The 14,036-nt window shown below is 42.1% G+C and carries 9 protein-coding genes; 1 reads left to right on the top strand and 8 read right to left on the bottom strand.

Annotated features, from left to right (window positions below; genetic code table 11):
* Positions 1–2: 2 nt before the first annotated feature.
* The 6 genes from BCU57_RS07170 to BCU57_RS07145 all read right to left on the bottom strand — a co-directional run bounded on the left by BCU57_RS07170 (position 3) and on the right by BCU57_RS07145 (position 8,651).
* A complete protein-coding gene (locus tag BCU57_RS07170) occupies positions 3–1,964 on the bottom strand; it encodes a hypothetical protein (RefSeq protein WP_102435480.1) in 1,962 nt (653 codons plus the stop codon).
* Positions 1,957–2,511 (bottom strand): HyaD/HybD family hydrogenase maturation endopeptidase, encoded by a 555-nt coding sequence (locus BCU57_RS07165; protein ID WP_102435478.1) that lies wholly within the window; start codon positions 2,509–2,511, stop codon positions 1,957–1,959. Before BCU57_RS07165 ends, BCU57_RS07170 begins: the two co-directional genes overlap by 8 nt.
* A gap of 3 nt (positions 2,512–2,514) precedes the next feature.
* A complete protein-coding gene (gene cybH, locus BCU57_RS07160) occupies positions 2,515–3,180 on the bottom strand; it encodes a Ni/Fe-hydrogenase, b-type cytochrome subunit (protein WP_076540932.1) in 666 nt (221 codons plus the stop codon).
* A gap of 29 nt (positions 3,181–3,209) precedes the next feature.
* Positions 3,210–4,913, bottom strand: coding sequence for a nickel-dependent hydrogenase large subunit (gene hyaB / locus BCU57_RS07155; RefSeq protein WP_102435476.1), 1,704 nt, complete (start codon positions 4,911–4,913; stop codon positions 3,210–3,212).
* Between the two features lie 3 nt (positions 4,914–4,916).
* Positions 4,917–6,053 carry a nickel-dependent hydrogenase small subunit gene (gene hyaA, locus BCU57_RS07150; protein WP_102435474.1) on the bottom strand — a complete coding sequence of 379 codons (1,137 nt, stop codon included), beginning with the start codon at positions 6,051–6,053 and terminating at the stop codon, positions 4,917–4,919.
* 354 nt (positions 6,054–6,407) lie between these two features.
* Positions 6,408–8,651, bottom strand: coding sequence for a tetratricopeptide repeat protein (locus BCU57_RS07145; protein WP_133149342.1), 2,244 nt, complete (start codon positions 8,649–8,651; stop codon positions 6,408–6,410).
* A 349-nt stretch (positions 8,652–9,000) separates the two neighbouring features.
* Here BCU57_RS07145 and BCU57_RS07140 point away from each other — a divergent pair, with 349 nt between their 5' ends.
* Entirely contained in the window at positions 9,001–9,249 is a 249-nt protein-coding gene (locus BCU57_RS07140; protein ID WP_102435470.1) for a YdcH family protein, read from the top strand.
* Between the two features lie 50 nt (positions 9,250–9,299).
* On the opposite strand, the gene BCU57_RS07135 is transcribed toward BCU57_RS07140, so the two are convergent.
* On the bottom strand, positions 9,300–10,601 hold the full coding sequence (locus tag BCU57_RS07135) for an ectonucleotide pyrophosphatase/phosphodiesterase (RefSeq protein WP_102435468.1): 1,302 nt from the start codon (positions 10,599–10,601) through the stop codon (positions 9,300–9,302).
* A gap of 235 nt (positions 10,602–10,836) precedes the next feature.
* Entirely contained in the window at positions 10,837–14,034 is a 3,198-nt protein-coding gene (locus tag BCU57_RS07130) for an efflux RND transporter permease subunit (protein WP_102435466.1), read from the bottom strand.
* Between the last annotated feature and the right edge of the window lie 2 nt (positions 14,035–14,036).

The raw sequence follows: 14,036 nt of genomic DNA, 5'->3' as shown, positions 1-14,036 counted from the left end.
GCTTACCTTAACCCGCGTCTTTTGGCGAGATACAAACCACCAATGGCAATGTTGGCGCCATCGAGATCTAATTGATGGTTTACCACTAGAGGGTAATTCTTTTGTAGCCGCATACATAGGCGCTCAGCAAGTACGCTATAGACTAAATCGTTGCCTGCTAACACCACGGCATCAATTCCTTGTTGCTGCTCCAGATGATCAAGCCAGTTACTAAGATAATCAGCCAGTGAATCAAAAAAACCAAAAGCTAAAATGGCGGGATTGGCGCCAGCTAATTTAAAACTCATTAAGCTGGCAAAGGTACGGCGCCAATTAATACTCCTATAGCCGTTTTCTGAACAAAGTGGAAAATCAATTCTAGGGGCATTATTACCATGATACTGCTGCGCCAGTGCATGAAACGCATCTGCTTTCGCGTCAATACTGGTTAATTGATTTAAGGCCTCATCATCTAAAATCAACATGGCAGCTAGGCCAATAAAATGTTGAATATTATCACTAGCTTTATCCAGTGTGGTTAGTGCTAATTGATGGATTTGTTGTGGAAATGCTAGGGTAAACTTAGCGAGTACTTTTGATTCTTCGTGCTGTAATTGCGCAATAATATCAGCGCCATGTTGCTCAAAAGTCGGTAATCGTAAAAACTGGGCAATTTTTTGTTGTTTATTTTGGGTAATAACTACACTGGGGTTGTCATGGCTAAAATAGAGTGTGGCACTGGTGATGGATTGTTTGTCTGTTGCTGCTAGCGTTTGATTCGACAGCATTCGATTGGCAATTTGACTGATCACAGCTTCAGACAAATTCAGCAAACCTGCGTGCATGGCGCAGCTAGCCGCGTCTATTCCAGTCACTGTTAATTCAGTCACAGCGGTGTTATCAGCTGCTGACATACGGCAATGGATCTGTTTGTTATTCCAGCTGGCTTCATAGTGTTTGTATTGAGCAACATCATGTAATGGGCTGGCGCCATTAATGGAGAATTGGTGATTGCTGGCGATTTCTACCCAAGTATTATTGATGCGAGTTACGCTTGGCTTAGCTATGGACTTAGTTAAAGGCTTGTGTAAGTCGTTATGAGTATCAGCGCTAACTGAATCGTTTGTATCAATATAGACCCAATCAATACCAATAGTGTTTAGCTGATCAGCCAGTGCCATAAGTAAACGACTGTCAGCAAAGCTCACTTGATAGTATGGATCAGTAAGTGTTGGCTGGACTTTACACTTAGCTTGATGTTTAGCAGTAGTAACACCTGAAAAGACTGCTGCATCAGCTGACATCAGTTTGAGTCGCGGTTTTTCTAAACTGGATAAGGCGAGGGTATGGTACTGCTGCACTGCAAAATACTTACTTAAATGCTGGGGGTTACAGATTAAAATATGTTGTTGGCCAGCGTTTTTGGCAAAAGGTTGTAAGCTCAAACTGAAATTTGAACTTGGATCCGAACTTGATACAGAACTTAATTCAGAACTTAAATAAGTGCTGCCACTGCTGCTTAAACTAATCTTGGTGTCATTTTTTAACCGCGCTGCAATTGCAATAAGATCTTGCGGCGCCATAGATTGCTCTAAGGTGCTTATACGCTCATGGCCGTGACAATGGGGACAAACTAGATCAAGCTTTAAAAAGTTAGTATCTGCGGCATTAACCATCTGCGGCTGGCATTCACTACAGTAACTGATGTTGAGCTCAGCATGGGCTAGCGGCTTTTGGCTGCCTTTACGGGTTTTGATGACACCGACATCAGCAGAGCATAACCAGATTGAATATAAAAATTTGGCGGCAATCTCATCGGCAAGGGCGGCGAGTTGTGGCTCTGTGGCCTCAACTTCTAAAAAATAGCGATTGTTGTTAAAACCCGCGCTAAAGTCAAAGCGGGTATCGGCTATATATTGATTACAAAGCTGCGCATAAAAGGCCACTGGGCGCTGGCAGGTAAAATTAAAACTGACTTTATGCATAGGGCTGACATCCACGTTTATAGGAATCAGGGATTAAGTCGTTAATATTAACACTGTGTTTTTTTGTATAGCTAAAACCTGCTTTTTCAAGGTGTGCCAGTAAGGCTTTTTCCATCGTCGGCACCGCAGCTTGTATTGACTCAGTTAAGCCTAATGTCATCGGCTCGATGACTGTCGGCGTAACTCCAATCACGTGAGTATTGGGTCTATCACCGACCATGTCCATCATGATCAGGGTTTGCAGCATCTCAACCTCATGGGCACTGCCTTGCCAATCAATTTCGGGTGGCGCTTGATCAAAATTAAATGAATACACCTCTCCGGGCTTTACCCCTGGACTGTTTACGGTATCCACCACAATTAAGTTGTTATATTGACAAAGAATAGGGATAAGTCCTTGAGCAAGGGTGCCACCATCTAAAATATCGAGTTGATGGTTTGGCTGATAGAAAGCGTATTTTTCATCGATATAATTAACAAAATGTACGCCGATCCCTTCATCAGCGTACAAAACGTTTCCTATACCTATTAGTAAGCTAGTAGACAAAGGCTAGTGATCCTTATGGTAGTCATAACCGGAGACGATAGAGTCAACAGAGTTATGCTTAAAGCGTATGCCTGACCAAACCGCCATATAGATATGAATAACCACAAATATAATGAAAGCCCAGGTGACTATGTGATGCCAAATTCGCACCTGTGCTAACCCGCCCATTAAGGCCGTAAACCAAGCTGAAACTTCCCATATAGCGCCACCTAACCCTTGATGATAAACATTGGCATAAAGCACCAAGCCAGTGATACACATGAATAAAGCCGCAAATGATATGGCAACGTATGTCACAAACTGCAAAGGTCCGTATACGCCAGCTTTATCTAAGTGTCCCATCCAGATATAGGATTTAATTTGTGCTATCCAGCTCTTCAGGCTTAAAACATCTCTGATTGAACGTCGTTCAATGGCGCTTTTAGCAAAAAAGAACAAGTAAAAACGTACTATGGTGATACTGGTAAGTACAAAGCCAAACACGAGATGTACAAAGCGGATCCCGCCTTGAACCAAGACATCAGAAGATGCGGGCGCCACCAAAAATGGCCATGAAATGTAAAAACCAGTTACCACTAACATCAAAATAGACAGTGCTCTAAGCCAATGGAATATCCGTATGGCAGGTGAGAAGATGAGTTCTCTGCGATGGGTTGCAATTTGAGTCATAATTCTTTCCTCTTAGATCCGCAAACTTGCTAAAACCCGTTAGGATCGATGCGGAATTCACCTAAATCATTACCTTTATAATCCATTACGTGTACCGCGCAGGCCATACATGGATCAAAGGAGTGAATAATTCGAATGACTTCCAGTGGTTTGGTTGGATCTTCAAGTTCAAGCCCAATCAGTGATGCTTCATAAGGGCCAACTTTACCGTCAGCATCGACAGGGCCAGAATTCCACGTGGTAGGAACAATAGCTTGGTAATTTTCTATCTTACCGCCCTTAATTCTGATCCAGTGACTGAGCATTCCACGCGGCGCTTCAATCATCGCATGGCCGATGTAATCGCGATCTGAGTCTATTTCTGGTGTCACATAGGTAGATTCATCCGATTGCATATTGGTTAACATGGCATCAAAGGTTTTTAAGCCTTCTTCTGCCACAATCACGGTTTGCAGCATGCGCGCCGCGGTGCGGCCTAAGGTGGTGAATAATGCTTCTATAGGCAGGCCTGTTGCGGCGAGCAACCCATTAACACTATCAACAACAATCTTGTTGCCACGGGCATAGTTCACCAGTAAACAGGCTAACGGCCCAACTTCTACGGGTTCGCCCTGATATCGTGGGGATTTAACCCAAGAGTATTTTCCATCACCATCGACAGTCGGTAATTTGCCATACACGGTATCGCGCTCAACAAATCCGGTGTAATTTGGAATCGTTGTGCCGTCATAGGGGTGCTGGGCGGTTTTTGCGTCATACCATGAGTGGGTGACATCTTCTTTTATGGCATCGGGATCTAAATCGCTCACCCCGGCTAAATCTCCATTCATTATCACGCCTTGCTCAAACAGATATTGACCATCAGCTAAGATAAAGTCATCGGTGGCTAAAAAGTTTTTAACATTGACGCCGCCTAACACACTTGGCTCGCCACCAAAGGCGGCAGCTGCCATAACGATGTCGGCTTTATAAGCGCGGATAATAAAGTCATGGACGATAGCGTGTTTTTGTTTCCACTCTTGTAAACGTGCAGGACTTAGCATGTCTCTAACAGAGGTAACACCGCCAACTACAAGGGATTGCGGATGCGGCGACTTGCCGCCAAATATTGCTAGCATTTCAGCTGCTACACGCTGAACTTCTAACGCTTTAAGGTAATGGGATAGGGCAATGAGGTTTTGCTCTGGCGTGAACTTGTAGGTTTTATTGCCCCAATAGGCATTAGCAAAAGGCCCAAGCTTTCCGGTATCAACCAAGCCTTTGACTCTTTGCTGTACGGCGCGTAATTCACCTTCGCCAGTGGCGATAGGGTTTTCGGTGTATTTATTGGCTTCTTGGGCGGCTAATGCCGGATCGGCACTTAAGGCTGACACCACATCAACCCAATCTAAACCATGTAAATGATAGAAGTGCACAATGTGATCATGCATATACAAAGAGGTTTGCATTAACGAGCGTAAGTACTTTGCGTTGAGCGGGATTTTAACCCCTAAGGCATTTTCAACCGCTTCAGTACCGCAGCGATAATGAGAATAGGTACATACCCCACAAATACGTTGCACAATTAGGCCGACATCCATAGGAGTACGGCCTTTTAAAATGACTTCAATACCACGCCAAAGGGTAGAAGATGACCAGGCCTTTTGAATAACATTATTTTCATCAACTTCAACTTCAACACGTAAATGGCCTTCGATACGGGTGATAGGATCGATAACGACTCGTTTACTCATGGTTTATTCCTCTAGCGGCTTAGCAAAAAGACTAGTTACTGCGTGAGCACCTATGCCCACAACGGTCGCACCAAGAATGACGGTACCAATGGTATCGGCAGTGGCATCAATACCGTGGAGCAACTGTCTGCCTAATGGCTTTTCGAAATCCGCCATATCATCCCAAAAATTAGGTTCAGCGCAGCCAATACAGCCATGACCTGCAAGTACTGGCCAACTGGTATGATGATTAAAGCGTTCAGTGGGGCAGTTGTTGTAGGTATAAGGGCCTTTACAGCCCATTTTGTATAGGCAGTAGCCATCTTTAGCACCTTGATCGCCAAAGGTTTCTACAAATTCGCCAGCGTCAAAACGACCACGACGTTCACAGTTATCATGCACTCTAGCGCCGTATGCCCATTTAGGGCGATTAAACATATCTAACGCGGGCAGTTTTCCGAACATGATGAAATACATCAAGGTACCGACAATGTTCTTTTCACTAGGAGGACAACCGCCTAAATTAATCACCGGTTTATCAATAACCTCTTGCACACCTTTAGCACCAGTAGGGTTTGGGGCTGCAGCTTGTACGCCGCCAAATGCGGCGCAAGTTCCAACAGAAATAATTGCAGCCGCCCCAGCAGCTGCTTCTTTTACTATCTGCATTCCGGTATGGCCTTTACAGCCGACCGTTAAATAAGTGCCATTATTAGCCGTTGGTACAGCACCCTCTACCGCTAATAAGTAATTACCTTTATATGCCTCCATAGCATGCTCAAGGTTTTCTTCCGCTTGCCAACCGGCTGCAGCCATCAATGTTTCATGATATTCCAAAGAAATATGATCAAAGATGAGGCTGTCTAAATTAGGGCTGTCGGTTCTGATAAGGGATTCTGAACAACCGGTACATTCGGCCATATGCAGCCAAATCAGTGGTACTCGATCAGCAAGCTCAGCGGCTTCGGCAACTAGATTGGTGAAAGGCAGGGGCAATGCGAGTAGTGCGGTAACAGATGCACTCCAAGTCATAAACTCACGTCGGCTAATGCCATTTTTTATTAATTTATCTTTTAGGCTAACGCTGTGACGTGGTTGTAACTGCTGCAATTGCGCAATTCGTGTTTTACATCGTTGATATAAAGCTGCATGTGTATCCATCTGATAACCTTATCCATGTTGGAGGATCAAACTGCTTTATTAAATATAGATCTGTTAGGGATAGGTATATTGATACACATCAATCATTGTTCACTTATTGAACATGTATAAAAATAGAGTGTTTCGCTATTTGAACAAATAGTGAGCTGTTGAGTCTTGGAGTTTTTTGCGAGGATTGATAGCAGCTAAATAGAAGTCACTAGGAAACTAGAAGCTATTGGACGTACTTGTCTGATGTTGATTTTATTTACAGCAAAAGTGAATTTCAATTTCTAACTTTATGGCTGTTTAAAACCAGTAAAATCGCGCTGACTTATCTCAAATTCAACGCGCATTTCATCATAATTATTTAAGTTAACTACCAGTCAATTGTTTCAATACCTGTGGCGGTACTAAGGTTGATAATTTCGCTAAACATGCATTAGTACTTGGATCGCGGTATTTAATTTTAAATTGGCATAATGTGTATAAACGCTGTGGATCATTACTGACTTCATAGGCTGTAGATAATGACTTCATCATGTCAACTGGATTGACTTTTTCTTGTGCCAGCCCCAATACCGTCCAATTTTGAGGGTTACTTGGTTCAACCTCAGTCGCTTGTTTAAATAGCGCTATGGCTTGGGGTAATTGTTGCTGACGATAATAAGCCAACCCTGCGCTATAGCGTAATGAGCCTGCTTTGGGCTGATTTGTAATCCCTTGCTTTAATATCGCCATGGACGCTTGTTCTTTACCTAATTGTCGATATAAATCAGCAAGGTTGGCATAACTGCTGGCCAGTATTGGCTCAATAACAATAGCTTGTTTATACGCTTGTTCTGCCTTATCGAACTGTCTTTTAGCGAGGTAAACATTACCGCGGTTTAACCACGAAAAACCTCTATCGGCATTATAAGCTTGTATTTCGAGGTATTCTGTTAATGCAGGTTGCAGCAATTTCTGCTGCGCTGATGTCATATTCTCCCAGTTAGTGACTAGGGCGCCTGCCGCTTCAGTTCTAATGGCATAAGCCGTATCTGTTAACAGTGGCGCAATTAACCGCCAACGATCGGCAAACTCAAATGCGGCAGAAGCAGAGATAGCCGTTGAGCGTATTTGCGCAGAAGGATCAGTGACAGCTTGCTCCATAGCACGATAACTTTGCTGACTAGGGAAGTTAGCCAATCTTGAGAACGCAGAGGCGCGAATGATTGCTGGTTGTAATGGGTTTAAAGCAATTTTCGTTAAAAGCTCACTACTATCTGGATCGTTAGTCGCTGCTTGATAGAAAGCTTCTGCATAACCAGGCTGTTGACGGATAGTTGAATGTGGAAATTGTTTAATAACAGCTTCAGCTGCCCAAGTAGCTGATTTATCATTATGGCACTGGCTACAGACATTAGGCGTCCCCAATGTTATCGATAAATCAGGCCTTGGGACTTTGAAGCTATGATCAGCACGGGGGTCAACTTGCATATAAGTGGTTTTTGGCATATGACAGCTAACACATTGATCGGCTTCGCTACCTTGTTGATGCTGGCTGTGCTTGGCTGCACTATATTCACTGGGTAAATGACATTGAAAACAAATTGATTCAACTGGGGCTGTTAATTTATTGCTATGGGGATTATGACAATCACTGCATACAACACCCGCCATATGCATTTTAGATTGCTTAAAAGAGCCTAATACAAACACTTCATCATAAATTTGGCCATCTGGATAATATAGGTTTGCATCAATATTGCTGAGCATATATTTGTCATTGAAATTGTCGATATGGTCATGTGCTTTATCGTTACTATCTGTAAGCTGTGAACGGCGACTATGACATTGACCGCAGGTTGCTAACTGCGCAGAACTTTTAATCTTGTTTGGCTGGAGGATTTTTTTACCTTGGGTGAATTCCCATGCGCCTACTTTTGGGGTTAAATCACGATCAAAGCCAAATTGGGCCAATGGCTGAGTTTGATCGCTTGTCCATTTAAGGTGATTACTGGCGGGACCATGACAGGCTTCGCAAGCTACGTTGATTTCAGACCAGCGGCTGTCAAAGCTATTGTTAGTCGCGTTATAGTTTTTGCTGACATTCGTTGAATGACAATCGGCGCACATGTAGTTCCAGTTCTGGCCTTTATTAGTCCAAAAAAACGCGTCATGAGGTTCCATTTCAGGATACAAATAGAACCAGCGTTGTCCGTCTTTGTCTTTACTACGGCTATCCCACGCAAAGGGGATTAATTGAATAGCACCACTTTCAAATTCAACCATGTATTGTTGTAACGGTTCATAACCAAAGGTATAGCTAATTTTATAGTCGTTAAATTTGCCATCTGGTCCTTTAATATTGACCCAGTACTCACTTCCTTTCATAAAAAATCGTGATACTTCACCTTTGTATTGCAGTTGTTGATCGGCAAAGTTTGCTAAAACGCTATCTGAAGATGCATAACCCATAGACATATCATGATGCGAGCCTTGCCAATCACTGTATTGTTGCTGATGACATTCAACACAGGTTTGGCTGCCACTAAATTCAGCTGTTGGTGTAGTCGCATTCACAAAAAAGGTCGTTAAGCTGAAGAAGGTAATACTGAATAGCTGATTGAATTTCATATTAAATTTACGACAGAGATTATTTAACTCTAATAGTAAAATAAAATTAACAATTAACCAACACTTTGCTGGTGGCAATCTTGATTTAGTCGCCACTTTTGAATGTTTTGGCTACTGTTAAAGTACTGGAAAAGCACTGTTATTATGCTTTTATGACTAAAGCAATATTGGCAGCTTAGTTTCGTAATACCTAATGCAGTGGATATCAACGCTAAGTGCAGTGGTAAATTATGCCGAGCAACTTGTTTTTTATATCAATTGCTCTACATTTTAATATGAGAAGTAATACAGTTGCACCCGTACTTTTTAGATAATTTAAACTCATTGAAGACACGATAAAGAGGCTTTTATGCTAGGTGAAAATCATTCCCTTAGAAACGAATTTCCAGACCACATAGATACGATTACTTCGCTTATTAGCAGTAATGCCGATTTTGCAGAAATTATGAAAAAATACGATGCGCTTGATAAACAAATTAGGGTTCTTGAATTGCGAGACTCTCCTATAGCTGATGCATCGTTTCATGAATTAAAGCAGCAACGTGTGGAAATGAAAGATGCTCTTTATCATCAAATAACCTTGGCAGAACAGGGTTAAAAATCAGCTATAAAAAAACGGGCAATATCCATAAGATATTGCCTGTTTTTTTATGGCTTTAATAAAGGTGATAACACCTCAATTTTTCCATCAATTGGCTCAGTAATGGGTAAATGAAGGATATAAGCAATCAGTGGGTATAGATGAATGTTTTTTGCTTGTGCAATGCTCGCTTGCTGGTTAAAGGCAGGCCCTTGGGCAAACAAAATGGCATTCATTTCCGGCATCACCTCGGCGTAGTAGCCATGTTTACCCTTAACGCCAGGTTTTGCATCACTGCTGGTAATGTAATGATCATGGGTGACCAAAATCGCATCACCAATGGCGGGATTAAAGTCATACTCAAGGTGCTTAGGTATCGACTCCTTTCTATAAAATGCTAAGCCATCGGTCGCAGCAACTAGTTTCTCAAGGGCAATTAAATCTTGGTCTTTATTATTGCCGTGGGCGCGCACTAATGAAAAAGCGGCGTCATTAATAAAACTAAATCGAGATTTTAATGCCTCATCATCGGCAAACAGTTTGTCTGTGTAGATACGCTCAAAATCAGCAACCTGTGCCATACCGTGATCTGATGTGATGATAATATTAACCGCATAAGGTAGCGCATTTACTTGCTCAATTAAGCTAGCAATGACCTTATCAATGTAATTGACAGCATCATGGGTTTGCTGCGATAACGGCCCGTGATGATGACCTGCGCTATCGACATCTGAAAAGTATAATGTCACAAATTGCGGCCGCTGCGTTTCAGGTAATTTAAGCCATTCAATAACTTGCTCGACACGGGTTTCATTTGCGACTCTACCGTCATATCGTTTCCAATAAGTGGGTCTAAAACCCGCTATTTCAGCTTCTGAGCCGGGCCAGAAATACGTAGCTGATTTCATTCCTTGCTGGGCAGCTAAAGACCAAAGTGGAACGCCAGTGTAAAAACGGCCATCGGTGACGGCATCATGGTCGCTTAAAGCGTAATGGCGCCCTAATGTGGGGTTGTAGAAACGATTAGCAACAATGCCATGATTACTGGGATAGAGACCGGTAACCAGTGTCAAATGGTTAGGGAAGGTGACTGTTGGAAATGACGGCGTTAATTGCGTTATTGTTGCGGCATTGCTGGCAAAGTTATTAAGAAACTTAGGCTGATGAACTTTATTGTAATCATGCCTATAACCATCAATAGAGATAAGTAACACATAGGGCTTATCATTGACATTATGGGGCTGATTTGACCCTAATGATGATGTTTCATCTGCCATGATATTATGGCTTAAAAAAACCAATGCGATAGTAATACTGCTACTAAGTTGTTTTAACCTTGCAAGGCTGTTGGATGCTAACCATTGACGCATTATTGCTTCCTTTATTATTGTATTTAGTCGAAGACAAAAATTACTTTGAACTCTTTTTATTATCTAATTTAGCCATCATAGTTAGTGTTGATGACAATCATATGATGTGTCATATTTTGCAGGCTGATTAGTTAACAAGTATTTTAGTTAATTATCAATGCAATTAACTGAAATTAAAACAATAAAAAAGCGAAACATCCTGTTTCGCTTTTAAGTTGGTCACATTGTTAACCGATTATTTTACTGCTTGACTGGCTAACTCTGCTTTATGCTCTTCAGCTGTTAATGGAAAATAATGTCTCCAAGAACCTCTCAAGAAAATCCGCGTATCTTCAATTGCTATATAAAGACAAGGGATTAAACACAGTGTTACCACTGTTGCGAACAACACCCCAAACGCCAGTGATACGGCCATTGGTATCACCATTTGTGCCTGCATACTGGTCTCAGTCATGATTGGCACTAGACCAATAAAGGTCGTTAAAGAGGTCAACATAATCGCTCTAAAACGTCTGCAACCAGCGTTAATTACCGCATCATTGAGTTTAACCCCTTGTTTTCGGGAATTATTCACATAATCCACCATCACTAGTGAGTCATTGACCACCACACCTGCAGCGGCAATAATCCCGAATACAGAAAGGTTACTTAAATCAATACCTAAAATGATATGGCCAAGCATTGAGCCAATCACGCCAAATGGGATCACCGACATGATCATAAAGGGTTGCACGTATGACTTAAGCGGTATCGCTAATAAGCTGTATATCACCAACATAGAGATAATAAAATCACGCATTTGGGTATCGGCACTATCAAGTTGCTCCTGAATACTGCCAGAAACCTCACTTTTCACTCGAGGGTATTTTGCCAATAATTGCGGAATGAAATTATCACGAATATCTTTGGCGAGTTTAAATGGCTCAGCTTGTTCAGCATCAACCGAGGCCCATACATTAATGGTTCGGTTACCATTTTCACGGCGAATACTACTCACGCCTTGAACTACGTTTATATTAGCGACTTCAGACAGGGGTAATTCAGCACCTTGAGGCGTTTTAATCAACACCTCCTGAACGAGGGCGATAGAGTTACGTTGCTCTTCTGGGTAGCGTAGCATCACCTTGATTTCTTCGCCGTTACGGATAATCCGCTGTGCTTCAAGTCCGTAAAAGCTATTACCGACTTGTGAAGCAATATTAGCCAGGGTTAGGCCTAAACTGTGGGCTAAAGGTTTTAAGTCAAATTGCACTTCTTTGGCAGAGGATTGACGACTGTCATTAATGTCACTCACCCCTTTTAAAGTACCTAACTTTTCTTTTAACTCCTTCGATGCAGCAATTAATTGCGCCTCATCGTTACCCTCTAGTCGGAAACTAATATCACCATCATCTCGGCCACCACCAAATAAACTATCTTGGATGGTGAAAGATTTAACTCCTGGGATATTTGGCATCGCTTGGCGCCATAATTCAGCCACTTCAAAGGTATTAATGGGTCTTAATACCGGGTCGACCAGTTTTGTCCTCACTTCTGCTTTTGTACGACCTTGAAGCTCAACTTGTAACTCTGCAATCATGCCTTGACCATATTGAGATTCAAGCTCTTTCTCAACAGTACGCAGGGCAGATTCAATGGCATGGGCGGCATTAAGGGTTGCGGTTTCTGCGGCATCGACATTCATTTCCAAGGTGATACGAGGAAAATCATGGGGGATTTTAGGTTGCCCAATAAAGCGTACTAAGCCGCTTATATAAAGGGCTGCGCAAATAACAATTAACATCACAAAGGTCGCAATAACTGAATAACGGTATTTTACTGCAGCAGTTAGACTAGGGCGGTAAACATTAGCAATAAAATTCGCTAGGTTTGTTTCAATTTTACCTTGAATAAAGTTAACGATATTTCTTAACCAATCTAACGGATTTTTAGAACCCGGTTGCACAACTTTAGGTTTTTTCATATGCGCTAAATGTGACGGTAAAATTAACTTTGATTCCACTAATGAAAAGATTAAGCACAAAATAACCACAAACCCAATGGCTTGACCAAAGGCTGATGAAGGGCCGTCATCTAAGGTGATCGGTAAAAACGCTGCAATGGTGGTTAATACCCCAAAGGTTGCCGGCATGGCGACCCGTTTAACCCCGCGAATAACACTATCGATATTTTGACCGTTTTCTTCACATTCAGTATGGGCGCTTTCTCCCATCACAATGGCATCATCGACCACAATACCCAATACCAGTATGAAGGCGAATAAACTGATGACATTGATGGTGACATCAATAAAGCCCATTGGCATAAATAATAGCGTACCTAAGAAACACACGGGTAAGCCCATCATTACCCAAAACGCTAACCGCACTCGCAGAAATAACGCCAGCATGATAAAGACTAATAATGCGCCTGTTTTCATGCTATCGAGCATTAAATCTAAACGACCTTCAAGGTAGTAGGTCATATCAACCCAAGGCTCTAAGGTCACACCGTCTGGTAAAATAGCCTGTTTGTCAGTAACGTATTTTTTTAAAGTATCGGCAACATCGGTGATACTTTGGTTTTTAGCGGCGCCAACAAAAAAGGTGACAGCATTTTGGCCATTGAATTTAGAATATTGAATGCCTTCTTCAAAGCCATCGTTGACCGTCGCAACGTCTCCCAGTAATAAGTTAGTACCGTCATCCAAGGTTAATAAGGGTAAATCTTCAAACTCATATCCGACATACGCTTGGTTTTCTACTCGTAAGTTAATGTAGCCATTTTCAGCTTTAATTTGTCCCGCTGACATATTACGGGAATAACCACGTACAGCTTCTGCAACATCGTTAAAACTAAGACCAAATTCTCTGAGTCTGTCTTTACTGACTTCGACACTGATTTCGTAATTAAGTCCGCCATAGAATTCTGAAATATTTACATTAGGCAGTTGCATGATTTCTTGATGAATTTTTTCGCCTAAGTCTTTGAGTTGTCGTTGAGATAAGTCGCCATATAAACTTAAATACATCACTTCTTGGCGTATTTTTATGCGCTCAACTTTCGGAAACTCCATGCCTGCTGGGAATGTTGATACTGAGTCAATTTCTGATTTAACTTCATCCAATACAATTTGCGGATCGTATGAGTCTTCAATTCTGAAATAACCAGAGGCTTGGTTACGATTAGAATAGGTAATAACCCGCTGCAAGCCCTGAACAGTCTCTAAAGCTTGCTCTATTTTGACCGTAATGCCTTCTTCAACTTCTTGGGGCGCAGCGCCCGGATAAACGGCGCTGAACTCAATCCAGTTAATTTCAACTGCAGGGAAGAATTGCTTACGTATGGTGTTTGCTGTCAGTAAGCCACCAAGTAATATGATGATCATTAATAAGTTTGCCGCCACACTGTTGCGGGCAAACCAAGCAATCAAACCTTTATGGGTGTCTTCCATGA

The sequence above is a fragment of the Shewanella sp. 10N.286.48.B5 genome, assembly GCF_002874355.2.
Classification (GTDB): domain Bacteria; phylum Pseudomonadota; class Gammaproteobacteria; order Enterobacterales; family Shewanellaceae; genus Shewanella.
The sequence above is the reverse complement of the archived record's forward strand: the minus strand, read 5'-3'. Positions and strand labels throughout refer to the sequence as shown.

Bases quoted from the DNA above. Each gene is read 5' to 3' on its own strand.
- hyaB (WP_102435476.1), bottom strand. From the start codon at position 4,913: ATGAGTAAACGAGTCGTTATCGATCCTATCACCCGTATCGAAGGCCAT.
- BCU57_RS07135 (WP_102435468.1), bottom strand. From the start codon at position 10,601: ATGCGTCAATGGTTAGCATCCAACAGCCTTGCAAGGTTAAAACAACTT.
- BCU57_RS07145 (WP_133149342.1), bottom strand. From the start codon at position 8,651: ATGAAATTCAATCAGCTATTCAGTATTACCTTCTTCAGCTTAACGACC.
- BCU57_RS07140 (WP_102435470.1), top strand. From the start codon at position 9,001: ATGCTAGGTGAAAATCATTCCCTTAGAAACGAATTTCCAGACCACATA.
- BCU57_RS07130 (WP_102435466.1), bottom strand. From the start codon at position 14,034: ATGGAAGACACCCATAAAGGTTTGATTGCTTGGTTTGCCCGCAACAGT.
- hyaA (WP_102435474.1), bottom strand. From the start codon at position 6,053: ATGGATACACATGCAGCTTTATATCAACGATGTAAAACACGAATTGCG.
- cybH (WP_076540932.1), bottom strand. From the start codon at position 3,180: ATGACTCAAATTGCAACCCATCGCAGAGAACTCATCTTCTCACCTGCC.
- BCU57_RS07170 (WP_102435480.1), bottom strand. From the start codon at position 1,964: ATGCATAAAGTCAGTTTTAATTTTACCTGCCAGCGCCCAGTGGCCTTT.